Origin of the sequence: Pseudonocardia sp. NPDC049635 (assembly GCF_040659795.1) — a bacterium.
In the GTDB taxonomy this organism is placed as follows: domain Bacteria; phylum Actinomycetota; class Actinomycetes; order Mycobacteriales; family Pseudonocardiaceae; genus Pseudonocardia.
The window spans coordinates 200,029-222,665 of the sequence record NZ_JBFAON010000007.1; the positions used below are offsets into that span (position 1 = coordinate 200,029).

Annotated in this window: 23 protein-coding genes, 2 tRNA genes, 1 other RNA gene, 1 pseudogene and 1 riboswitch; of the genes and pseudogenes, 7 read left to right on the top strand and 20 right to left on the bottom strand. The window is 72.7% G+C overall.

What is annotated here, in order from left to right:
- Together AB0J24_RS11825 and ffs are read right to left on the bottom strand one after the other, a co-directional pair.
- Entirely contained in the window at positions 1–2,352 is a 2,352-nt protein-coding gene (locus AB0J24_RS11825) for a DNA polymerase III subunit gamma and tau (protein ID WP_358679282.1), read from the bottom strand.
- Positions 2,353–2,421: 69 nt separating this feature from the next.
- An RNA gene (gene ffs / locus AB0J24_RS11830) (signal recognition particle sRNA small type) lies at positions 2,422–2,516 on the bottom strand.
- A gap of 79 nt (positions 2,517–2,595) precedes the next feature.
- Between ffs and AB0J24_RS11835 the strand changes: the two genes are divergently transcribed.
- The 3 genes from AB0J24_RS11835 (at position 2,596) to AB0J24_RS11845 (ending at position 4,497) form a co-directional block, all read left to right on the top strand.
- A tRNA-Ser gene (locus AB0J24_RS11835) sits at positions 2,596–2,683 on the top strand.
- A gap of 218 nt (positions 2,684–2,901) precedes the next feature.
- On the top strand, positions 2,902–3,435 hold the full coding sequence (locus AB0J24_RS11840) for a GNAT family N-acetyltransferase (protein WP_358679285.1): 534 nt from the start codon (positions 2,902–2,904) through the stop codon (positions 3,433–3,435).
- 192 nt (positions 3,436–3,627) lie between these two features.
- Entirely contained in the window at positions 3,628–4,497 is an 870-nt protein-coding gene (locus AB0J24_RS11845) for a tetrahydrofolate dehydrogenase/cyclohydrolase catalytic domain-containing protein (RefSeq protein WP_358679288.1), read from the top strand.
- 29 nt (positions 4,498–4,526) lie between these two features.
- Here the strand turns inward: AB0J24_RS11845 and AB0J24_RS11850 are convergent, their stop codons facing one another.
- The 4 genes and pseudogenes from AB0J24_RS11850 to AB0J24_RS11865 form a co-directional block, all read right to left on the bottom strand.
- Positions 4,527–4,859, bottom strand: a complete 333-nt coding sequence (locus AB0J24_RS11850; RefSeq protein WP_358679290.1) for a VOC family protein — start codon at positions 4,857–4,859, stop codon at positions 4,527–4,529.
- 17 nt (positions 4,860–4,876) lie between these two features.
- The gene (locus AB0J24_RS11855; RefSeq protein WP_358679293.1) at positions 4,877–5,407 is read right to left on the bottom strand and encodes a DUF6886 family protein; all 531 of its coding nucleotides are present in this window, start codon (positions 5,405–5,407) and stop codon (positions 4,877–4,879) included.
- Between the two features lie 94 nt (positions 5,408–5,501).
- Positions 5,502–5,911, bottom strand: a pseudogene (locus AB0J24_RS11860) (VOC family protein).
- A gap of 11 nt (positions 5,912–5,922) precedes the next feature.
- Positions 5,923–6,378, bottom strand: a complete 456-nt coding sequence (locus tag AB0J24_RS11865; RefSeq protein ID WP_358679295.1) for a helix-turn-helix transcriptional regulator — start codon at positions 6,376–6,378, stop codon at positions 5,923–5,925.
- Between the two features lie 323 nt (positions 6,379–6,701).
- On the opposite strand from AB0J24_RS11865, the gene AB0J24_RS11870 reads away from it, so the two are divergent.
- The gene (locus tag AB0J24_RS11870) at positions 6,702–7,049 is read left to right on the top strand and encodes a hypothetical protein (RefSeq protein WP_358679298.1); all 348 of its coding nucleotides are present in this window, start codon (positions 6,702–6,704) and stop codon (positions 7,047–7,049) included.
- Between the two features lie 215 nt (positions 7,050–7,264).
- Positions 7,265–7,621 carry an STAS domain-containing protein gene (locus AB0J24_RS11875; protein ID WP_358679300.1) on the top strand — a complete coding sequence of 119 codons (357 nt, stop codon included), beginning with the start codon at positions 7,265–7,267 and terminating at the stop codon, positions 7,619–7,621.
- 6 nt (positions 7,622–7,627) lie between these two features.
- Here the strand turns inward: AB0J24_RS11875 and AB0J24_RS11880 are convergent, their stop codons facing one another.
- From AB0J24_RS11880 to AB0J24_RS11900, 5 genes are read right to left on the bottom strand one after another with little or no spacing between them, the layout of a single operon-like run.
- Positions 7,628–8,488 carry a metal ABC transporter permease gene (locus tag AB0J24_RS11880; protein WP_358679303.1) on the bottom strand — a complete coding sequence of 287 codons (861 nt, stop codon included), beginning with the start codon at positions 8,486–8,488 and terminating at the stop codon, positions 7,628–7,630.
- The gene (locus AB0J24_RS11885; protein ID WP_358679305.1) at positions 8,485–9,222 is read right to left on the bottom strand and encodes a metal ABC transporter ATP-binding protein; all 738 of its coding nucleotides are present in this window, start codon (positions 9,220–9,222) and stop codon (positions 8,485–8,487) included. Before AB0J24_RS11885 ends, AB0J24_RS11880 begins: the two co-directional genes overlap by 4 nt.
- The gene (locus AB0J24_RS11890; protein WP_358679308.1) at positions 9,219–10,157 is read right to left on the bottom strand and encodes a metal ABC transporter substrate-binding protein; all 939 of its coding nucleotides are present in this window, start codon (positions 10,155–10,157) and stop codon (positions 9,219–9,221) included. Before AB0J24_RS11890 ends, AB0J24_RS11885 begins: the two co-directional genes overlap by 4 nt.
- 49 nt (positions 10,158–10,206) lie before the next feature.
- Complete coding sequence (locus AB0J24_RS11895) at positions 10,207–11,229, bottom strand: ABC transporter substrate-binding protein (protein WP_358679311.1); 1,023 nt, start codon at positions 11,227–11,229, stop codon at positions 10,207–10,209.
- A gap of 23 nt (positions 11,230–11,252) precedes the next feature.
- On the bottom strand, positions 11,253–12,044 hold the full coding sequence (locus AB0J24_RS11900) for a hypothetical protein (protein WP_358679314.1): 792 nt from the start codon (positions 12,042–12,044) through the stop codon (positions 11,253–11,255).
- Between the two features lie 89 nt (positions 12,045–12,133).
- Positions 12,134–12,197: riboswitch (guanidine-III (ykkC-III) riboswitch) on the top strand.
- A gap of 20 nt (positions 12,198–12,217) precedes the next feature.
- On the opposite strand from AB0J24_RS11900, the gene AB0J24_RS11905 reads away from it, so the two are divergent.
- Entirely contained in the window at positions 12,218–12,532 is a 315-nt protein-coding gene (locus AB0J24_RS11905) for an SMR family transporter (RefSeq protein ID WP_358679317.1), read from the top strand.
- Between the two features lie 78 nt (positions 12,533–12,610).
- Here AB0J24_RS11905 and AB0J24_RS11910 read toward each other — a convergent pair whose 3' ends face one another.
- The 9 genes from AB0J24_RS11910 to AB0J24_RS11950 all read right to left on the bottom strand — a co-directional run bounded on the left by AB0J24_RS11910 (position 12,611) and on the right by AB0J24_RS11950 (position 21,303).
- Positions 12,611–12,928, bottom strand: coding sequence for a hypothetical protein (locus AB0J24_RS11910; RefSeq protein ID WP_358679320.1), 318 nt, complete (start codon positions 12,926–12,928; stop codon positions 12,611–12,613).
- Positions 12,929–13,014: 86 nt separating this feature from the next.
- Positions 13,015–13,485, bottom strand: coding sequence for a (2Fe-2S)-binding protein (locus AB0J24_RS11915; protein WP_358679322.1), 471 nt, complete (start codon positions 13,483–13,485; stop codon positions 13,015–13,017).
- A gap of 16 nt (positions 13,486–13,501) precedes the next feature.
- Complete coding sequence (locus tag AB0J24_RS11920) at positions 13,502–15,856, bottom strand: molybdopterin cofactor-binding domain-containing protein (protein WP_358679325.1); 2,355 nt, start codon at positions 15,854–15,856, stop codon at positions 13,502–13,504.
- A 400-nt stretch (positions 15,857–16,256) separates the two neighbouring features.
- A complete protein-coding gene (locus AB0J24_RS11925; RefSeq protein ID WP_358679328.1) occupies positions 16,257–16,727 on the bottom strand; it encodes a (2Fe-2S)-binding protein in 471 nt (156 codons plus the stop codon).
- A 16-nt stretch (positions 16,728–16,743) separates the two neighbouring features.
- The gene (locus tag AB0J24_RS11930) at positions 16,744–19,068 is read right to left on the bottom strand and encodes a molybdopterin cofactor-binding domain-containing protein (RefSeq protein WP_358679331.1); all 2,325 of its coding nucleotides are present in this window, start codon (positions 19,066–19,068) and stop codon (positions 16,744–16,746) included.
- Positions 19,069–19,384: 316 nt separating this feature from the next.
- A complete protein-coding gene (locus AB0J24_RS11935) occupies positions 19,385–19,753 on the bottom strand; it encodes a hypothetical protein (RefSeq protein WP_358679333.1) in 369 nt (122 codons plus the stop codon).
- A gap of 438 nt (positions 19,754–20,191) precedes the next feature.
- Positions 20,192–20,279 (bottom strand) — tRNA-Ser (locus AB0J24_RS11940).
- Positions 20,280–20,323: 44 nt separating this feature from the next.
- Entirely contained in the window at positions 20,324–20,785 is a 462-nt protein-coding gene (locus tag AB0J24_RS11945) for a nucleoside deaminase (protein WP_358679335.1), read from the bottom strand.
- A 2-nt stretch (positions 20,786–20,787) separates the two neighbouring features.
- Complete coding sequence (locus AB0J24_RS11950) at positions 20,788–21,303, bottom strand: tRNA adenosine deaminase-associated protein (protein ID WP_358679338.1); 516 nt, start codon at positions 21,301–21,303, stop codon at positions 20,788–20,790.
- Between the two features lie 111 nt (positions 21,304–21,414).
- Between AB0J24_RS11950 and AB0J24_RS11955 the strand changes: the two genes are divergently transcribed.
- Complete coding sequence (locus AB0J24_RS11955; RefSeq protein ID WP_358679341.1) at positions 21,415–22,626, top strand: M20 family metallopeptidase; 1,212 nt, start codon at positions 21,415–21,417, stop codon at positions 22,624–22,626.
- The last annotated feature ends 11 nt before the right edge of the window (positions 22,627–22,637 follow it).

Consider the following 22,637-nt stretch of genomic DNA (forward strand, 5'->3'; position numbering starts at 1 on the left):
TCACTTCGGGTCGATCGTGCGGGCGCCCAGGTGCGTGGTCAGGATCTCCAGCGCCGCGGCCTCCGGATCCCGGCGGGCCCCGGGGTTCACCGGTTCGGCCGCAGCCTCGGCGAACATCGACTCCTCCATCTCGGCCTCGCTCACCGGCCGGGCCGGGCGCGCGCCGCCACCGGACCGGCCCTCGTTCGGATCGGGCGGGGCGTCGTCCGGAGGGGGCTCGGGGGGCAGCGGGATGTCACCGTCGGGGCCGGCGGGGCGACGCGCCGGACGACCACCGTCGCCCTGCTGCTCCCCGCCGGGGTTCCGGCGCTGGGAGGGGCGTTGCGGCACGGCGCGCTGGGGGCGCTCCGCGGCGGGCCGGCTCCGTGCCGCGGTCGCTTCCCCCTGGTCGCAGCGGACCTGCCACTGCACGCCGAGGACCGCCCGCAGCGCGTCGCTGATCACGTCGGTGTTGCGCTGCTCGGAGAGCCGCCGGGCCAGCGGGGGCGCCCCGATCGCGAGCACGAGCGTGTCCCCGTCGACGGCCCGGACGGTCGCGTTGACCAGGAGCGCCTCGGTGCTGCGGCTGCGCTTGCGCACCGCGGCGAGGATCTCGGGCCAGACCCGGCGGACCGCGGTGGCGTCCAACGAGGCTGCTGTGGGGGCAGGCTGCGCCGATGCCGGCGGGACGGCGTCCGGCGGTGCCCCGTCCCGCGGCGGGGCCGGTGTCGCGGCCACCGGCTCCCCGGCTGCCGGCCCGGCCGATCCGTCGGCGGCGGGTGCGGCGCGTCCCGCGGATCGCCCGGCACCCGTTCCGGTGGCGCCTCCCGGCTCCGTGGAACGCGCCGCACCCGCCGCGGCCGGTTCCGCGGAACGCCCGGCGTTCGCTCCGGCGGCGCCGCGGGCAGCCGGGCCCGGGTCGGCGGAGCGCTCGGCCGGCACCTCCCCCGGTCCGGGAGCGGCGACCCGGGGGCGGGCTGCCGGGGCTCCGGGAGCGGTGACGGTGGCCGGCGGGCCATTCGCGACGGTGTCACCTGCCGCGGCCCGTTCGGGTCGGGCCGGCACCGCACGGTCGTCGGCGGACTCGGCCGGGTGCTGTCGCCCGGCCGCGCCACCCTGCTCGGCGGGCCGCTCGCTGGGCCGCACGAACTGCCGGGACCGCGCTCCCTCCTCGCCCGCTCCCGAGCCTGCGGGGCCGGCGGAATCGGTGGCGATCGCGTTCCGCCGCTCGATCCGCTCCAGCCGTTCCAGCACGCCGCTGTCGGAGGTGGTCGCCGCCGGGAGCAGCATCCGCGCGCACAGCAGTTCCAGGAGCAGGCGCGGGGCCGTCGCACCGCGCATCTCGATCAGGCCCTGGTGCAGGATCTCGCCGTAGCGGGTCAGCGTCGCCGGACCGATCCTGGCCGCCTGGTCCGCCATCCGGGACAGCTCGTCGGCCGCGCCGTCGACCAGGCCCTGCTCGGCGGCGTCGGGCACCGCCTGCAGGAGCATGAGGTCGCGGAAGCGCTGCAGCAGGTCCGAGGCGAAGCGGCGCGGGTCGTGACCGGCCTCGACCAGCCGGTCCACCGCGCCGTAGACGGCTGCACCGTCGGCGGCGGCGAGCGCGTCCACCGTGTCGTCGATGAGGGCCGCATCGGTGACGCCGAGCAGCGCGACCGCGCGCTCGTAGGTGACGCCCTGCGGGCCGGCGCCCGCCAGGAGCTGGTCGAGCACCGACAGCGTGTCCCGGGCCGAGCCACCGCCGGCCCGGATGACCAGCGGGAACACCGGCGGCGCGACGGTCACCTCCTCCTCGCCGCAGATCTTCTCCAGCAGCGAGCGCATGGTGCCCGGCGGGATCAGCCGGAACGGGTAGTGGTGCGTCCGCGAGCGGATCGTCGGCAGGACCTTCTCCGGCTCGGTGGTCGCGAACACGAACACCAGGTGCTCCGGCGGCTCCTCGACGATCTTGAGCAGCGCGTTGAAGCCCTGGTTCGTGACCATGTGCGCCTCGTCGACCACGAACACCCGGTAGCGCGACTCGGCGGGGGCGTAGAACGCGCGGTCGCGCAGCTCGCGGGCATCCTCGACGCCACCGTGCGACGCCGCGTCGAGCTCGACGACGTCGATGCTGCCCGGCCCCTCCGGCGCCAGCGCCACGCACGAGGAGCACTCGCCGCAGGGCTCCGGTGTCGGCCCCTGCACGCAGTTCAGCGAGCGCGCCAGGATCCGCGCCGACGACGTCTTCCCGCAGCCGCGCGGGCCGGAGAACAGGTACGCATGGTTGATGCGGCCCGCGGTCAGCGCCGTCGACAGGGGCTCGGTGACATGCTCCTGCCCCACGACGTCGGCCAGCTTGGCCGGGCGGTACTTGCGGTACAGAGCCAGAGCCACGTCCGCGAGGCTACCGAGGAGGTCCGACACCCATCGAGGCGCGGGACGGGCCGCGACGCGGCCCGGGACAGAAGGGGACCCCGCGCACCCGCCAGAGCCTGTTGACCCTTGCTGCCTTCCGGCCCTGGGGGAGTTCACAGGATGGACGCCGCACGGGGTCCACGGACAGTGTGCCACGGCCGGGCACCCCGGACGCGAGGGGGCGGTGCCCGATCGCGGGGAGCGGCGGGTAACCTTCTTCGCGGAGGATTCGCCTAGTGGCCTAGGGCGCACGCTTGGAAAGCGTGTTGGGAGCAATCCCTCACGGGTTCAAATCCCGTATCCTCCGCCAGCGGTGAACAGGCAGAACGCCGGGTGGCTCCCTAGTGGGCCCCCGGCGTTCGTCGTTCGGTCTTGTTCGCCGGACGTGCGCAGGGAGGTCCCGGCACGAGCCGCCCCCGTGGCGCACACCGGGTCCGACGCCGACCGCGGGGCCGTTCGAGGCGACCCACCTCGCGTCAGGCGTGCCGACTTCACCGCCCTGGACCACGATATGCCGGTGAAGGACCGATGACTGACGCCGAGCGCACCGTTCGAGAGCGTGAGGACACCGACCTGCCCGAACTCGCCGCAGTACTTCGGGGGGTCTACGCCGCGGACGGTTACCCGGTCGAGGGCATCGCCGATCCCCCGGCCTGGTTGGAGCACCCCCACGCCATCCAGCACTGGACCGCGGTGGTCGACGGCACGCCGGTCGGTCAGGTCACGCTCGCCGAGGCGCATCCGGATGACGACGCCGCCCGGGCCTGGGTCGAGCACACGGGCGGGTCGGTCACCGACATCGCCGTCATGGCCCGCCTGTTCGTCGACCCGCAACATCGGGGTCAGGGGCTCGCGGACCGCCTGATCCTCGCCCTTCGCCACCACGCCCACCTCCTGGGCCGGGCCGTCGTCTTCGACGTCATGGCCAAGGACACGGCCGCCGTCCGGCTCTACGACCGTTCGGGCGCCGAGCGGATCGCCGAGGTCACACACCGCTTCAACGACGGCCTCACCGAACCCGCCCTCGTCTACGCCTTCCCCGAGCCGAGGGGCGCAGGCTGAACAGCCGGTCTACGACGAATTCGGACGCCGTACTCGGAACCGCCGCCGCTGTGCCCGGCGGAGTTCGACGAGAGGCCGGTCGATCGGGGATAGTCGGGGCCAGCGCGACTGGCGGGACGAGGATGGGGAACCATCAGGAAGCCGGATCGCGGGCGCCGACCGCCTGGGTGCCCGCCGAGGCGGTCGATACCCGTGTCATCCTCCCCCGCACGCATGTTGCCCGGCGGCCCGGTCGCCGAAGCGGTGCTCACCTCGGTGCACGCCCGGACCCGGGCACTGCGCGAGCGCGGCACGATCCCCTCGCTCGCGACGATCCTGGTCGGCGACGACGACGCGAGTGCCGGCTACATCCGGATCAAGCAGCGGCAGGCCGCCGCGCTCGGGTTCCGGTCCCCGCACGTGCACCTGCTCGGGCACAGCACCCAGGAGCAGCTGCACGACGCGATCCGCGCGTTCAACGACGACCCGGACGTGCACGGCGTCCTCGTCCAGTATCCGGTCCCCGCACATCTCGACTCCGGCGCGGCGCTCGCCGTCGTGGACCCGGACAAGGACGTCGACGGCATGCACCCGATGAACCTGGGTCGGCTGGCGGCCGGGCTCCCCGCGCCGAAGCCGTGCACACCGGCCGGGATCGAGGCGTTGCTCGACCACTACGACATCCCGGTCCGGGGGCGGCACGTCGTCGTCCTCGGGCGGGGCGCGACACTCGGCCGACCGTTGTCGATCATGCTCTCGCAGAAGCGTGAGACCGCCGACGCCGCCGTCACCGTCGTGCACACCGGGGTCCCGGACTGGAGCACCCACACCCGGGCCGCCGACATCCTGGTCGCCGCCGCCGGCGTCCCGGGGATCGTGCGGCCCGAGCACATCCGGCCCGGCGGGGTCGTCATCGGCGGTGGGGTGCGTTACGACGGGCGCCGTCTGCTGCCCGACGTCGACGAGTCCTGCGCCGCGACGGCCGGGGCGATCACCCCGCGGGTCGGCGGCGTCGGGCCCACGACCGTGGCGATGCTGTTCCGGAACACGGTCGACGCCGCGGAGGCCGCCGCCGGGAGGTGAGACGACGGGTGCGCCGGGCACCGAGGCCCCTACAGCAGGCAGAACTCGTTGCCCTCCGGGTCCCGCAGGACGATCCACTCCACGTCGTCGCCCTGCCCGATGTCGGCACGGGTGGCGCCGCGCGCCATCAGGTGCTCGGCGGCGGCCGCCCGGTCCGGCGCGCGGAGGTCGAGGTGCAGCCGGTTCTTCGCCGCCTTGTCCCCGGTCGCCGGGACGAAGAAGAGGCTCGGACGCCGCCCGTCCGGCGGGCGGACCTCGATCCCGTCGGGGGCGAGCTCCCAGCCGAGGGTCTCGGCCCACCACCGGGCGCAGCCCTGCGGGTCCCGGGCGTCGACGGTGAGCGCTTCCCACGTGAGGTCCATCGCGGGGACGGTAGGGGTCAGGGCCGGGCGTTGCCCAGCCGGATCCCGCTGAACCCGAGGGTGCTCGCGGTCACGGCAGCCCAGAAGGCGCCGAGGTGGGGCAGCACCCGCAGCCCGATCCCGGCCGCCTCGTGCAGTGCCAGCAGATCGCCGACCGGTTCGGGCGGGCCGAGCGGCCGAACCGTGCGGGTCGAGACGTGTGCGTACGGCTCCGGTTCCCCGAACGGCTCGAACGGCTCGGCGGGGAACCGGTAGGCGTACAGCTCGACGGTGCGGATCCGGTCCAGCCACGCGTACTCGACGGCGTGCACGCGCGATCCCGCACCGGGCCCGATGATGTGTGCGGCGTCGGCGTCGGTGGTGTCCGGTGTCGCCCAAGCCAGCACGCGGGGGCACTGCCGTGGGAACCAGTAGGCGGGTGCCCGCGCGGCGTCGACGGCCCACACGTAGGCACCGGCCTGCCGCGAGGTCGGCGCGACGCGCGGCGCGAACCGGGTGATCGTCGGGTCCTCGGAGAAGTGCAGCACCTGTCCGGTTCCGGGACGCATCGGTTCATCCTGCCGCGAGTGCTCGCGCGGTGCGCGGAACCCGCGCGGGTCGCGCGCGTTCCGCGGAACGCGGGGGTTCGGCCCGGGTGGCGACTCAACCGGCCTGGTTGACCCGGATGAGATTGCCGGCCGGATCGCGGAAGGCGCAGTCCCGGACGCCGTAGTCCTGCTCGATCGGCTCCTGGACGACGTCGGCGCCCGCGGCCTGCACCCGCTCGAAGAACCCGTCGAGATCGTCGGTCGCCAGCGTGACCGCCGCGTAGGCGCCCTTCGCGATCAGCTCCAGGATCGTGCCGCGCTCGGCGTCGGTCACCCCGGGATCGACCGCGGGCGGGTGCAGCACAATCGACGTGCCCGTACCGCCGGGCGGGCGACGGTGATCCAGCGCATGTCCTGGTAGCCGACGTCGTTGCGGATCTCGAAGCCGAGGGCGTCGCGGTAGAAGCCGATGGCCGCGTCCGCGTCGGTGTGCGGGAGGAAGGCGTGGTGGACGGTGAGGTTCATGCCCCGGGACCCTAGGGACGCCCCGGTGCCCCGGGCTTCTCGAATCCTGACCGGTTCCGCCGCGGCCTCGTCACCTGTCTGGCCAGGCAGGGCGGGATGCCCTCGGCGGCCTGCGCGTGGTCCCGCCGGTAGACGCTCGGGGGCACGCCGACCAGCTCGGTGAACCGTGTGCTGAAGGTGCCCAGTGACGAGGAGCCCACCGCGAAACAGACCTCGGTGACGGTCAGGTCACCGCGGCGCAGCAGCGTCATCGCCCGCTCGATCCGCCGGGTCATCAGGTACGAGTAGACGGACTCGCCGTAGATGCGGCGGAACTCCCGGCTCAGGTGCCCCACCGACATGTGCGCCCCGCGGGCCAGCGCCTCGACGTTCAGCGGTCGGGCGTACTCGCGGTCGATCCGGTCGCGCACCCGCCGGATGACGACGACGTCGCGCAGCCGCTGCTCCTGCGCCCGGACCCCGCCCATGACCGTCATCGTGCCACGAGCGGACCGGCACCCTCCGTGACCGGACACCGTCATCCACCCGAGACCTCCCGATCGGGGAATGCGGTCGCCGTAGGTCGCCGAGATCACCGGTCGCGCGACGATTCCGCCCGGACATTCTTCACCCCATCGCGCGAGTATCGAAACCGTCGGTAATTCATTAGCTCGATGGGGTTGCGCGCATTGCTTTGCAGGCCAAGGGATCGCGATCATTCTCCGCAGTCGGTACGGGCTCCCACCTGTTCGTTGTGCCGACACGGAGGGGCGCGCTCTCGGGCACGGCCACAACACATCAGGAGCAAACTGTGCTGAAGAAGGCTGGAATCGTCGTTGCGGGTTCGGCGGCGGCCCTGCTCGCCATGAGCCCGATGGCGTTCGCCTCGGACGGCGGCAGCGAGATCGACAAGGACGCCAAGGGCCTCATCGCCGGCCTGAACGGCAACAACGTCAACGTGCCGGTCCAGGTCTGCAACAACAACATCCCGGTCAACGTGCTGGGCGTGCAGGTCCCGATCGAGGACGCGGCGGCGGCCAACGGCCTGACCGGCGCCCTCGGCATCCTGGGCAGCGCGTCGGCCAAGAGCGGCGACTCGGTCACCGACCAGTCCGACGCCTGCGCGCAGTCCTCCGGGGCCGGCGACAGCATCGGCTGACAGCTGAGCGAGATCCGCATCCGCGGACACGAGACGGGCCCCGGGGCGAACACGCCCCGGGGCCCGTCCCGCGTTCCGGTTGCCTCGATGTGGGTGACATCTCGTCGGCGTGACAAGTCAACGTGGTTGGTGTCGCACGGTGTGGCGGCGGGATCGCACCGCCATGTGGTCCCGCCGCCGCCCCGCCCGCTTCGACCCCGGTGACGGTGACGACGATGCCCCTGCCCGAGACCTCCGGGACCAGCACGGTCCCCACCTTCCGGATGGCGACGAACGCGCTGTGCGCGACGGCGTTCCACCGGCCCGGCGGCCGGCTCGTCGTGTGCTGCCTGGGCGCGGTCGACAACGCCTCGGCCGCCGCGCTCGGCACGTTCCTGCAGGAGCTGTGTGGCCCGTCGAGGAGCGTCGTGCTCGACCTGTCCGGGGTCGACCATCTCGGCACGGCGGGGATCGAGGCACTGGTCGCGGTCCGTCGCGGCGGGGCCCGGTTCCGGTTCCGCCGCGGACGCACCCGGGCGGTGCACCGGGCGCTGGCCGGCAGTGGCGCGCTGACCGTGCTGGAGGACGGCTGAGGGCGCTCAGGTGTCCGCGGCGACCGGTTTGCGTGCCGTCCGGTACCGGGCGATCACGCCGTGCCGGGGCCCGAACAGGTAGGCCAGCACGAACGCGACGGCGAGGCTGAGCACGACCGACCCGCCGGTGGAGACGTTCGCGTAGTAGCTGACGTAGCTGCCCACCACACCGGCCAGCACGGCCACCGCGACGGCGACGGCGAGCATCGGCTCCATCCGGTCGGTCAGCAGGTACGCGGTCGCGCCCGGGATGATCAGGACGGCGACGACGAGCACGATCCCGACCGCCTGCAACGCCACCACGACGGCCAGCGCGAGCAGCCCCAGCAGCAGGGCCTCGACCCGCCGCGGATCGACCCCGATCGCGTGCGCGTGCACCCGGTCGAAGGCGACCAGCGTGAAGTCCCGGTGCCGCGCCAGCACCACCGCCACGGTGACCAGCCCGAGCACCACGATCTGCACCACGTCACCGGTGGAGAGCCCGAGCAGGTTGCCGAACAGGATGTGCGACAGATCGGTGTCGCTGGGCGTGCGCGAGATCAGCACCAGTCCGAGCGCGAACAGCCCGGTGAAGACGACGCCGATCGCGGCGTCCTCCTTCACCCGTGACGTGCGGCGCACCAGCCCGATCAGCCCGACGGCCCCGGCGCCGAAGACGAACGCGCCGACGCCGAACGGGATACCGATGATGTAGGACAGCACCACGCCGGGCAGCACGGCGTGCGAGACCGCGTCGCCCATCAGCGACCAGCCGACCAGGGTCAGCCAGCAGGACAGCAGCGCCCCGACCGTGCCCGCCACGACGGCGACCAGCAGTGCGCGCTGCATGAACCCGAACTGCAACGGCTCCAGCAGCCAGGCGATCATCGTGCCTCCCCCTCCCGGACCGGCGGGATGCCGAACACCCGGCCGAGCACCTCCGGGGTGACGACCTCGGCCGGTGGGCCGTCGGCCAGCAACCGGCCGGCGAGCAGCACCGCCCGGTCGCACAACGTGTCGACGCCCGCGATGTCGTGTGTGGACACCAGCACGGTCCGGCCGTCGTCGCGCAGCTCGTGCAGCACCGTCGTCATCGCGTCCTGGGTACCGCGGTCGACCCCGGCGAACGGCTCGTCGAGCAGCAGCAGCGGGGCGTCCTGGGCGATCGCCCTGGCCAGGAACACCCGCTTGCGCTGCCCACCGGACAGCCGCCCGATCTGCCGCCCCGCGAGATCGGCCAGCCCCACCCGGGCCAGCGCGTCGTCGACGGCCTCGCGGTCCGCCGCCCGGGCGCGCCGGGTGATGCCCATCCGGCCGTAGCGCCCGGTCAGGACGACCTCGCGGGCGGTGATCGGGAAGTCCGGGTCGACCGCCTCGGCCTGCGGCATGTAGGCGATCGCGGCGCTGCGACGGGCCGTGCGGACGTCACCCTCACGGATCCGGACGGTGCCCGCGTACGGGCGGATCAGCCCCATCGTCGCCTTGAACAGGGTCGACTTGCCGGAACCGTTGGCGCCCAGCAGGCCGCACACCGTGCTGGCCCCCAGCTGCAGGTCGACCTGATCGAGTGCGATCACCTCGCCGTAACGCACCGAGAGGCCCCGGACGTCGAGGACGGTCACCGCACACCCCCGGTGAGCCCGTCCGCGATCACCCGCGCGTCGTGTCGGAGCAGTTCCAGGTAGCTGGGCACCGGCCCGCCCTCCTCGGACAGCGAGTCCACGTAGAGCGGGCCCGCGAACCGGGCGCCGGTCTCGGCTGCGACCTGACGCTGCGCGGAGTCGTTCACCGTGCTCTCGCAGAACACCGCGGGTACCGCGTTGTCACGGACGAAGGCGATGGTGTTCGCGATCTGCTCCGGGGTGCCCTCGGCGTCGCTGTTCACCGGCCAGAGGTACGCCTCCTGCAGGCCGAGGTCGCGGGCCAGGTAGGAGAACGCACCCTCACAGGTCACCAGGGCGCGCTGGGTCTCGGGCAGGGCACCGAGCTCGGCGCGCAGATCCTCTCCGACCTGGCGGATCTGCTCGGCGTAGCGCTCGGCGTTCGCGGTGTAGACGTCGCGGCCGCCGGGATCGAGCTCGATCAGCGCGTCCCGGATGTTCTCCACATAGCGCACGCCGGCCACCGGCGACATCCACGCGTGCGGGTTGGGCCGGTCCCGGTACTCCCCCGCCACGATCGGCAGCACCTCGACACCGTCGCTGACGGTCGCCGACCTGGCCTCCGAGCGGTCGACGAACCGCTCGAACCAGCGTTCCAGGCCCAGACCGTTGTCCAGCACCAGATCGGCCCCCGCGCCGCGGACCAGGTCCCCGGGCACCGGGTCGTAGTCGTGGATCTCCGCGCCCGGGCGGGTGATCGACTCCACGCGGACCCGGTCGCCGCCGACCTCACGCGCCATGTCGGCGATCACCGTGAAGGTCGCCAGCACCAGCGGCCGCGGATCGTCGTCGACCGTGTCCTGCCCCTGGCCGCACGCGCCCGCCAGCAGCGCGAATGCGGCCAGCACGGCCACGAGCACTGGACTTCGCCTCAACAACGGGCGGGAGTTAGGCATGGCGAACACTATAGGTCGCGCGGGCCACCGCTCGCCACGACGGGACGGCTCAGCGGGGGAGCCCCCCGAGCACGCGCTCCAGCTCGTCGAGGCAGGCGAGTCCGGCCGAGACCGAGTACCCGTCCCACCAGGCGAGCGGATCGACCTGCGCGACCCGACCGGCCCGCACCGCCGGCAACTGCTCCCACAGGCCGCCTGCGGTGTAGCGCTCGAACGTGGTGTCGGCCTCGTCGACCAGGCCACCACCGCCGAGGAAGTAGAGCAGCACGTCGGCGTCGGCGAGCACGCCGACGGTCTCGTCGCCGATCGGCACGTACGTCTGCTGCGGCGAGGCCAGGTCGGTGGACGGCGGCCGGGTCATCCCGGCGTCGGCCAGGACGGCCGAGCCGAACACCTGACCGCGCACGATCCGCAGCTCGTCGGTGGTGAACCGGAGCAGCGCGACGGTGTACCGGTCGATCACCTCGGCGTGCGCCGACCGCACCCGGTCGACGCGTTCGGCGTAGGCGGCCAGCCTGCGGTCGATCTCCGCGCCCGCGCCGAACACGTCGCCGATGGTGCGGACCGCGTCCTGCCAGACGGCACCGCGCCCGGCATTCTCGTAGGCGACGGTCGGGGCGATCGCGGCGAGCCGGTCGTAGTGCTCCTCGACCCGCTGGGTGTTGCCGATGATCAGGTCCGGCCCCATCGCGACCAGCTGCTCCAGGTTGAGCTGGTTGAACCCGAGCGGCGTGAATCCCGCCGCGGGCGCCGGCAGGTAGGGCGGCACCGGGGCTGTGCCCTGCAGCGTCTCCGAGGCGATCAGCGGCACCCCCAGTTCGAGGCCGACCTGCAGGCCGCCGTTGCTGTCCAGCGACACGATCCGCTGCGGTGCCTCCGGGACGACCGCCGTCCCGAGTGGATGTTCCACGGTCCGGCCGCCGGCCGCGGGCTCACCGCCCGGTCCCGCCGGGGAGCACCCGGCCGCGGCGGCCACACCGGCGAGCACACCGGCGGTGAGGAATCCGCGCCGGTCCAGTGCGGAGCGCGCAGCGGTGCGGACGGGACGGGGGCGGTCCGGTGCGAGCAACACGATCCGGACGGTAGAGGTGGGGCCTACCCCCGTCCAGCCAGGTCGGAGGCGGCCCACTTCCTCGCCCGTTCCTCGGCGTCGAGCACCGGGCAGGTCAGGCACATCCCGTGGGTGCCGTCGGTGAAGTCCAGGCAACAGGCACCGCGCACACCCCACACCTGGTCGTCGGTCGCGCCGTAGCGGACCAGCGCCGGTGCCGACCGGCGCGGCAGTCCGGCCTCGAACAGGTGCCCGGCCAGCGCCTCGGCCCGCTGCCAGGCCTCGGCCCGGTCCCGGCCGAGCTGGCGGGCCAGGTTCATCATCCCGAAGTGCAGCATGTCGACGACGTAGCTCCACAGCGTCCGCGAACCGACCCGGGTCCGCTCCCCCACCAGCTCGACGAGCGGGGCGAGGGTGCCCACGAACGCCGGGGCCAGCTCGCGGTCCCGGACCGAGGCCCGGTCCACGACCAGGAGGCGGTCCTCGATCCCGCCCGGACCGACCCGCACGAGGTAGCGCGACGGCGACGGGGGCGGGGCGGCGCCGAACAGGTACACCGAACCGGCCGTCGCGAACAGCAGCTCGCGCACCAGGTCGCGCAGCGTGTGCACCGCGCGCGGCCCGGGCGGCCGGTCGCGTCGGGCGTCGAGCAACCGGTCCAGGGTCGGGTCACCGGGATCGACGATCCGGGCGATCGGGATCCAGCCGGGGCCGCCGGGCGCTGCGGTCGCGAACCCGGGGAGCGGGGCGAAGGACAGCGGGGCGCAGCGCTCGCGGAGGGCGGCCATCGGTCCACCACCGGATCCCGGGCCGGACTCATCGGGCTGGGCGGTCATGGCACCAGGGTCGCACGAACCTCCCGGGCGGCCGGTCCGATCGGTCACCATCGCGTGCTCCCCGCCGGTCGCTGCGGCATCCTGGACCCGGGCCGCCGGACGGCGGCACCCCGGACGAGACGCGCCGTACCCGGACCGCCAAGACGACGCAGCCTTCGAGGAGGACCTGCGTCATGGCATGGGTGTATCTGTTCGTCTCGGGCCTGTTGGAGACGGTGTGGGCGGCGGCGCTGTCGCAGAGCCGGGGGTTCTCCCGGCTGGGACCGTCGGTCCTGTTCGGCGTCGCGCTGTTCCTGAGCATGGGCGGGCTGGCGCTGGCCCTGCGGGAGCTGCCGGTCGGCACCGCGTACGCCATCTGGGTGGGGATCGGTGCGGTCGGCACCGCGGTCTACGGGATGGTCGCGCTCGGCGAGCCGGCGACGACGGCGCGGTTGTTGTGCCTGCTGGCGATCGTCGCGGGTGTCGTCGGCCTGAAGGTCCTGCACTGAAGGACCGGCACTGGGCAGCCAGGTACCACGGCGGGACCGCACCTCGGCGAGGTGCGGCCCCGCCGCCCGGGGAGCCCCTTACTCGAAGGGTCCGTTCTTCAGCAGCCCGCCGACCGGGCCCTCGACGTAGCCGGGGGTCAGCGCCGGGAACTCGGTCTCGGTGCCGTTGACGCCGTCGGGGCGGTTGCTCGGCAGGTAGCTGTCGGCGGCGTCGACGAGGCCGTACTGCGCGGTGCCGGCCAGCGAACCGACGGCGCTGACCGCCTGGGTCGGGCTCTGGGTACTGGGGTAGCCGTGCTCGGCGTTGTCGTCGGCCGCGGCCATCCCGGCCAGCGGGAACGCCACGGCGCCCAGGGCGCCGACGGCGATCAGCGAGCGTCGCATCGGGTTCTTCATCGAATCCGTCCTTCGTCTGGGGAGCGAGCAGGCCGTCACCCTGACGACCTGGTGACGTGCGGCGTTCGGACCACGCCGCACGACGATCACATGGTGTCGGCGCCGGCCTTGATGGCCTCGCGGATCCGGTTGTAGGTCCCGCACCGGCAGATGTTGCGGATCTCGTCCAGAGCCGCGTCGTCGATCTTGCGGCCCTCCTCCTTCGAGCGCCGGACCAGGGCGACCGCGGCCATGATCTGGCCCGGCTGGCAGTACCCGCACTGGGCGACGTCGTTGTCGATCCAGGCCTGCTGCATCGGGTGCAGGTCGTCGCCGTCGGCGAGGCCCTCGATCGTCGTCACCTCGTCGGAGTCGGAGAGCGCCCCGACCGGCGTGGCGCACGGGTTGAACGCCTTGCCGTTGATGTGCGACGTGCAGGCCTTGCAGACGTTGATCCCGCAGCCGTACTTCGGGCCGGTCACCCCGAGCAGGTCGCGCAGCACCCAGAGCAGGCGCACGTCGTCCTCGACCTCGACCGAGACGCGCTCACCGTTGAGCGTGAAGGTGTGTGTGGACATGGGGAAGCTCCTGCTCTCAGCGGGCCAGCTCGAGACCGTTGGTCGGCGACGGCGGGATCGGCGGGACCGTCGGGTACGGCTCGAACGGCAGCGGGTCCTTGTGCATGATCGGGAAGTACTCCGGCACCGTCCCGGTCGCGCGGGCGTAGGCACAGGCGATCGCCCCGCAGGTCGCGGCGACGCCGAACTCGCCCGCGCCGCCGGGCTCGGGTGCCTCGGAGTCGTCGATGATCACGATGTTCATCTCGGGCGGGGTGTTCCACTGCCGGGTGTAGAAGTAGTTGTCCCAGCTCGCCTCGACGAAATGCCCGTCGGTCAGGTGCAGACCGGACGTCAGCGTCATCGCGATGCCGTCGTTGATCCCGCCCATCATCTGGGCCTCGAGCCCGCGCGGGTTGATCACCAGGCCGATGTCGACGACGTAGGTCACCTTCGTGACCCGCGGCCCGGTCCGCGCCTCGCGGATCCGGCGGTTCACGGTCTCCGGGCGGCAGTCGAGCTCGACGACCGCGCAGGCGATGCCCTTGTACTCCTGATGGATCGCGATGCCCTGGGCGGTGCCCTCGGGCATCGACTTCCCCCAGTCGGCCTCCTGCGCGGCCCGGTCGACGACCTTCTTGAAGCGGTCCAGCTTCACGAATCCGGACCGGAACTCGTACGGGTCCTTGCCGAGCTTCGCGGCGACCTGGTCGATCATCAGCTCGCGCGCGGTCGCCGTGTCCGGCGAGTAGATGTTGCGCATCGAGCAGGTGTTGAAGCGCATGTCGACCTCGTTGAGCAGGGAGGTCGCGACGCCCACGTTGTACGGGTTGGTCTGCGTCGTCAGGTAGATCGCCTGGGACACCGAGTAGTTCCCGAGCGGGAGCTTGGCGACGGCCGCGGTGATCCCCTCGGAGAAACCGGGGTTCACCTCCGTCGACACGCTGGTGTGCCGGATCTCGAAGCTGGACACCGACTCGCCGGTGACCTGAGCCCGCACCCGGGTGGTCGCCAGCGGGTGCACCCGGCCCTGCCGGGAGTCGTCGGCGCGGGTCCACATGAGCTTGACCGGTTTGCCCATCACCTGGGAGACCTCGGCGGCCTCCTGCAGCGCGTCGAAGAACAGCCGCCTGCCGAACGACCCGCCGCCCTCGGTGACGTGGATGGTGACCGCGTTCTGCGGCAGGCCCAGCTCCTGGGCGATCTCGGCCTGGGCGGCGATCGGGCTCTTGGACGGGCCCCAGAGCTCGGCCGAACCGTCGCGGACGTCGGCGATCGCGCAGTTGGTCTCCAGCGCGGAGTTGCTGCGGAAGTAGAAGACGAACTCGCCCTCGACGGTCTCGCCGGGGGTCTGCGGCACGGCCAGCGGCAGCTCGGCCCGGCGCACGGCGGCCAGGATCGACTCGTCGTCCTCACCCTCGACGGTGCCGCCGTCCCAGCTGACGTCGAGCGCGTTGACCGCGTCGACGGCCTGGCCGAAGGTGACCGCGCGGACCGCGACGCCGGTGCGGACCTGTGCGACGTCGGTGACGCCCGGCATGCTCCGGACCTCGTCGAGGTTGGCGACGCCCCTCGGCGCCGAGTTCAGGTTCGGGCCGCGGCAGATCACGGTGGGCAGGGCGTCCGGGATCTGCAGGTCGGTGAGGAACTTCTTCTTCCCGGTGACCATCGCCCGCGCGTCGGACTTGGTGCGCGGGGTACCGATGACGGAGAACTCCTCGCGCGGTTTGAGCACCACCTCGACGGCGTCGTTCACCGGGCTCGCCGCGGCCTCGGTGAGCTCGCCGAACGGCAGCTCCTCACCGTTCTGGCCGAGGATCAGACCGGTCCGGCTGGTGAGCACGCTCTTCTCCTGGCCCAGCTGCGCGGCGGCCGCGTCGAGCAGGCGGCCCTGGGCCAGCGCGGCGGCGACCCGGATCGGGGTGTAGGTGGAGAACGTCGTCGTCGAGCCGCCGGTGAGCTGGTTGAACACCAGCTCGGGGCGGGCGTCGGCGAGGGTGACGACGACCTGGTCCGGGTCCAGGTTCATCTCCTCAGCGATGATCATCTGGGTGGAGGTGATGATGCCCTGTCCGTTGTCCGAGCGGGGTAGCGCGAACGAGACCGTCCCGTCCCGGTTGACCTCGATCCTGATCAGGTTGGCGGTCGGCCGGGCCGAGTCGCGGATGAGGTCGAGCAGGTCGTAGACCTCGGCCGGCAGCGGGGGCGACGGGATCGCCGTCGCGCTCGCCTGCGGGACCCCGCCGCCGAACAGGGTCTGTCGCCCCATCTCGGCGGCGACCACGAGGGTCGGTGCTGCGACGAGGTAACCGAGGAATCGGCGCCGGCTGACGCTCGACCGGGCTCCGTCGGACGCCGGGCGCTCAGGGGCGGGGGCGTGATGAGCGGGCATCGTTGTCCTCTCCGGGGTGCTGCGGTGACCCGCGTGACGCCCGCGTGCGGGGAGCAAGGGCGCCATGGGCTCTCGGGGCAGGCAACGAGGCCGATCGTTCGACGGTTACGCGCCGGTAGACCTTTCCCGTGTCGATCGAATCCGCGCGCCCGCTCGTGGGCGATCAGGTTCTTCGCAGGTCAACGCGGCACCGGACAGGTGACCCTTACCCGCATCTGCGGCACGAAAGGCACCTCCAACTCCGCACCGGGGCGCTTCACCCGGAAAGGTGGACCACCCGTCCGGGTGACGATCACGGATCGGCGCCGAACCGCTGAGCCGTGTCGCCCGAAGGGGGCCGCGGCCGCCGCCGGGAGCCCTGGCGGCGGACGCGACCACCCCGGCGCGTCACCCGGAGAACTCACATGGCGTCGGCGCCGGCCTTGATGGCCTCGCGGATCCGGTTGTAGGTCCCGCACCGGCAGATGTTGCGGATCTCGTCCAGGGCCGCGTCGTCGATCTTGCGGCCCTCCTCCTTGCAGCGACGCACCAGTGCCACCGCGGCCATGATCTGACCCGGCTGGCAGTACCCGCACTGCGCGACATCCTTGTCGATCCAGGCCTGCTGCATCGGGTGCAGGTCGTCGCCGTCGGCCAGACCCTCGATCGTGGTCACCTCGTCCGACTCCGACAGAGCGCTCACCGGCGTCGCACACGGGTTGAACGCCTTGCCGTTCACGTGCGACGTGCAGGCCTTGCAGACGTTGATCCCGCAGCCGTACTTCGGGCCGGTCACCCCGAGCACGTCCCGCAGCACCCACAACAGGCGCACGTCGTCCTCGACCTCGACCGAGACGCGCTCACCGTTGAGCGTAAAAGTATGTGTGGACATGAGGAAACTCCTGCTCTCAGCGGGCCAGCTCGAGACCGTTGGTCGGCGACGGCGGGATCGGCGGGACCGTCGGGTACGGCTCGAACGGCAGCGGGTCCTTGTGCATGATCGGGAAGTACTCCGGCACCGTCCCGGTCGCGCGGGCGTAGGCACAGGCGATCGCCCCGCAGGTCGGCGCGACGGCCAGCTCACCGACCCCGCCCGGCTCGGGCCGCTCGTTGTCGACGATGAAGATGTCCATCTCCGGCGGGGTGTTCCACTGCCGGGTGTAGAAGTAGTTGTCCCAGCTCGCCTCGACGAAATGACCGTCGGTCAGGTGCAGACCCGACGTCAGCGTCATCGCGATCGCGTCGTTGATGCCACCCATGATCTGGGCCTTGTAGCCGAGCGGGTTGATCACCAGGCCGCTGTCGCTCGCGAAGACGACCTTGGTGACCCGCGGCCCGGTGCGGGCCTCGCGGATCTCCCGGCCGACCGTCTCCGGCCGGCAGTCGATCTCCACCAGGCAGGCGGCGAAACTCTTGTACTCGACGTGGAACCCGAGGCCCTGGGCGGTGCCGTCCTTCATCGACCGGCCCCAGTTGCCCTCCTCGGCGACCTTGTCGAGCACCGCCCGCATCGCGTCGTTGCGCAGGAACTCGCGGCGGAACTCGTAGGAGTCCTTGCCCATCTTCGCGGCGATCCGGTCCACGATCAGATCGCGGGCGGTCCCGACGTCCGGTGAGTACACGTTGCGCATCGAGCCGGTGTTGAACCGCATGTCCACCTCGGACAGGGTGCGGGTCTGCACGCCGAAGTCGTACGGGGTGTTCTGGGTGAGCTCCCAGATCGCCTCCGCCACGCCGACCTGCCCGAGCGGCGCCTTGGCCGCGGCGGCGGTGACCGCGTCACCGAAGCCGTGCCCGAAGTCGCAGGCGACGCTGGTGTGCCGCTGCTCGAAGCTGACCACCGACTCGCCGGCGACGACCGCCCGGATCCGCGAGGTGGCCAGCGGGTGCACCCGGCCCTGGCGGGAGTCGTCGGCCCGGCTCCAGATCAGCTTGACCGGCTTGCCGATCTTCTGCGAGATCTCGGCGGCCTCCTTCGCCGCGTCACCGAAGAGCCTGCGGCCGAACGAACCGCCGCCCTGGATGATGTGGATCGTCACCGCGTTCACCGGCAGCCCGAGCTGCTCGGCGATGTCGTACTGCACGGTGATCGGGATCTTCAGCGAGGTCCAGATCGTCGCCTTGCCGTCGCGGACGTCGGCGATCGCGGTGTTCGTCTCCAGCGCCGAGCTGCTGCGGAAGTAGAACGCGAACTCGCCCTCGACGGTCTCGCCGGGCACCGAGGGGACGGCGAGCGGGAGCTCGGCGGCGCGGACCTTCGCCAGGATCGACTCGTCGTCCTCGCCCTCGATCGTGCCGGCGTCCCAGCGCACGCGCAGCGCGTTGACCGCGTCGACGGCCTGCCCGTAGGTGCGCGCGCGGACCGCGACACCGGTGCTGACCACGACGACGTCGGTGACGCCCGGCATGGCCCGGACCTCGTCGGCGTTCGCGACGCCCAGCGGTGCGGAGTTCAGGTTCGGGCCGCGGCAGATCAGGGTCGGCAGCGCGTCCGGGACCTTCAGGTCGGCGATGAACTCCTTCTTGCCGGTGACGATCGCCCGGGCGTCGGACTTGGTCCGCGAGGTGCCGATCACCTGGAAGTCCTCGCGCGGCTTGAGCGCGACCTGGACCTCGCGGGTGACGTCGCTGGCCGCCGCCTCGGTGAGCTCGCCGAACGGGATCGCGCTGCCACCGGCACCGGTGATCAGGCCGGCCCGGCTGGTGAGCGTGTCGACGTCCTGCCCGAGGAGGTGCGCGGCCGCGTCGAGCAGCCGGCCCTTGGCGAGCGCGGCGGCGACCCGGATCGGGGTATAGGTGGAGAACGTCGTGCTCGACCCGCCGGTGAGCTGGTTGAACACCAGCTCGGGCCGGGAGTCGGCCAGGGTGACGATCACCTGCGAGGGATCGAGGTCCATCTCCTCGGCGATGATCATCGCTGTCGAGGTGACGATCCCCTGGCCGTTGTCCGAGCGGGGCAGCGCGAACGAGACCGTCCCGTCCCGGTTGACCTCGACCCGGACCAGGTTCGCGGTCGGCCGCGAGGAGTCCCGGATCGCGTCGAGCAGGTCGTAGACATCGGCGACCTGGGGCGGCGACGGGATCGCCGCGGCGGACGCCCCGGGCGGGGCGAACAGCTGCTGGCGGCCCAGCTCGGCGGCGACGACCAGGGTGGGCGCGGCGACCAGGTAGCCGAGAAAGCGGCGTCGGCTGACGTCGCTGCGTGGTGTGCGTGCACGTGTCGGGGCAGACATCGTCGTCCTCTCCATCACCTCCGGCGGCTGTGATGCAGGGGAGCCGCTCGCCGGAGTCCGTCGAGGGCGAAACGATGTGCCGTTCACCGAGGTGCGCGGGGCGGTCCGACCCCGATCCGGGCCACTTCTCCGCAGCACGTTCGGTCGTTCCGGCTGTTTTCCCAGCTCAACGGACGATCGGGCGCCACCGCAATTCCGCAGATGCGGATGGCAGCCGTCACGTTAATCCGCATTAACACGACGTCGAGGAACTTTGCGATGACCTGTTCGTGTGAGCGTGGGCACCTTCTTCGGTGGGTAGGGCCCCCGCTCGGCGTCAGCGACGCCCGGCCCTCAGCAGCCGGACGAAGGTCCACGGCAGCACGACCAGGACCGCCACCGCACCGAGCACGAGCCCGACCCCGATGGTCCAGGCCGGCGCGCCGCCCGATCCCGACAGCACGCCGAACACCGGAACCGCCGCCGGAACGACGACGACGGCGGGCCACACCAGCGTGCCGAGCCACTTCTCGCCGACCGTCCACGCCCGCCCGGTCCAGAGCATCACCACCCCGGCCAGCCAGCCGACGACCGGCAGCACGAAGCCGCCGAGCATCAGCATCAGCACGGTCAGCACGGGATAGGTGTCCGGGTCGCCCACGCTGCGCGGGGCCGGGCCGTTCGGATCGTGGGTCACCGTGGTCATCTCCTGCTCCTCCACTTCGCGCCACCTTCCGGCGCTGCACGCCCAGCGTCCCGCCGAACCGGGGTACGACACATCGGAGCAGGGGACGATCGTGGGCGTCGGACCGTGGTCGGACACCGGGAGCCGGGGACCGACCCCGGGCGGTCGGCGCGCTGCCGAGCCCGGTGACCTTCGACGGCCGCACCCAGGAGCTCACGTACCGCCCCGTCCTGCACGCCTGACACCGACTCCGTCCAGCGTCCCGACACCCTCCGGAGGCACACGGGCACGGCGTTCCACTCCGGCCGACAGCGCGTCGACGAAGCCGGGCGCCCACCCCTCGCCGAAGCGGGCGTGGAAGGGGCCTGTGGCGACCAGCCCGCGAGGCGCAACTGCCACCGGAACCGCGACCAACGACGGAGGGCCGGACCCCCGACCCGGGGATCCGGCCCTCTGACCTGGCGGTAGCGGTGGGATTTGAACCCACGGAGGCGTGAACCTCACGCGCTTTCGAGGCGCGCTCCTTCGGCCGCTCGGACACGCTACCGCCGAGAAGGCTACTAGACGGTCGCGCGCGGAACGGGCGGGGGGTCAGCCGCGGTGATCGGCGAAGAACGACTCCAGCAGGGCCGCCGCCTCCCCCTCCCGGACCCCGCCGACGACCTCCGGACGGTGCGCCAGCCTGCGGTCCCGCAACACGTCCCACAGCGATCCGGCGGCGCCCGTCTTCGGTTCCCAGGCGCCGAACACCACCCGCTCGATCCGGGCGAGCCCGATCGCACCGGCGCACATCGTGCACGGTTCGACGGTCACCGCGAGCGTCGAACCGGTGAGCCGCCACGAACCGACGACCCGCGCGGCGGCGCGCAGCGCGAGCACCTCGGCGTGCGCGGTGGGGTCCCCGAGCGCCTCGCGGGCGTTGCACGCGGCGGCCAGTTCGGAGCCGTCGGCGGCGAGCACGACGGCCCCGATCGGGACGTCACCGGTCGCCGGTGCCGCCCGCGCCACCTGCAGCGCACGGGCAACGGCTGCCTCGTCGGCCGGCCGGAACACGCTCAGGAGTTGACGATCTCGTCCAGCTGGCCGGCGAAGCCGCAGCGGCGGGCGATCGTGTCGAGCTGCTCGTCGGGGTAGAGCTCCAGGTCGGAGACCAGGACCTCCAGCTCGTCGGCGGGCAGCCCGAGATCGGCCAGGATGGCGAGGTCGCCCTCCGGCCAGGGGTCGTCGAGCAGGTCGTCGTCCGGCGGGAGCTCGACGCGCAGCAGATCGAGCACGTCGGCCGCGACGTCGTAGTCCAGTGCGGCGACCGCGTCGGAGATCAGCAGCCGCACCCCGCCCGCGGACGGGCGCAGCAGGACGAAGAACTCGTCGTCGACATCGAGCAGGCCGAGCACCGCCCCGGTGGACCGCAACGCGCGCAGCGCGCTGATCGCCGCGTCGAGGTCGACGAGCGCCTCGGCGTCGAGCCGGACGCAGCGCCACCGACCCTCCTCGCGGATCGCGGCGACCGCGAATCCGGGCAGGGCGGAGCCCCGGGTGTCCGGGGCTGCCTCGACGCTCTGGGTTGGCACGGCGACAACGGTACGTCCAGAACGGCGTGTGAGCCACGCCACGACCAGGTATGCGTGGTCACATCGGTCCCGCGGGTCGCCCGGCGGACGGCGGTGGACGACGATCGGTCCATGCCCATCACCCCCACGTCGGTGTCCCGCCTGCCCGGCGGGCTGCTCGCGCAGGCACGCGCGCTCCAGCCGCGGACCGTCGCGCTGCGCCGCGCGCTGCACCGGGCGCCCGAGCTGGGGCTGGACCTGCCGCGCACCCGCGAGGCCGTTCTCGACGCGCTGGGGGACCTGCCGCTCTCGGTGCGGACCGGCCGGTCGTGCAGCTCGGTGGTCGCCGTCCTGGAGGGCGCGCGGCCCGGGCCGACGGTGCTGCTGCGCGGCGACATGGACGCGCTGCCGCTGCAGGAGGACACCGGTCTGGAGTTCGCGTCCGGGATCGACGGTGCGATGCACGCCTGCGGGCACGACACGCACACCGCGATGCTGGCGTCGGCGGCCCGGCTGCTGGCCGGGTACGCCGATCGCATCGCCGGCCGGGTGCTGCTGATGTTCCAGCCCGGCGAGGAGGGGTTCCACGGGGCCCGGCACATGATCGACGAGGGACTGCTCGACGACGGCCCGGAACTCGCCTACGCGCTGCACATCTCCTCGACCGTCCCCAGCGGCGAGCTGCACCACCGGCCCGGCCCGATCATGGCGGCGGCCGACGTGCTGACGGTGACGGTGACCGGCCGGGGCGGGCACGCGTCCGCACCGCAGGACGCCTGCGACCCGGTCCCGGCGGCCGCGGCCATGGTCGGCGGGCTGCAGACGCTGCTGAGCCGGAGGGTCGCCCCGCACGACGCGGCGGTGCTCACCGTGGCCCGGATCCAGGCCGGCACGACCGACAACGTCATCCCCGAGACGGCCGAGCTGACCGGCACCCTGCGCACGCTGTCCGAGCCGGTGCGGGCACTGCTGCACTCCGAGATCACCCAGCACTGCCGCCATGTCGCGCTCGCGCACGGATGCACCGCCGAGGTCCGGATCGTCCGGGGCTACCCGGTCACGGTGAACGACCCCCGGGCGGCGTCGGCGCTGGCCCGGGTCGGCGAGCAGGTGCTGGGCCGCACCGCCTGCGTACCCATGGCGAACCCGTTGATGGGCTCCGAGGACTTCTCCTACGTCCTGGCCCGGGTCCCGGGGGCGCTGGCGTTCCTCGGGGCGCGACCGCCCGGGATCGCCGCCGCGGACGCGCCGCCGAACCACTCGAACCGGGTGGTGTTCGACGAGGCCGCGTTCCCCGCCGGGGTCGCCGTGTACGCGGGCCTGGCGCTGGCCGCGCTGTCCTGACGGTGCGCGGG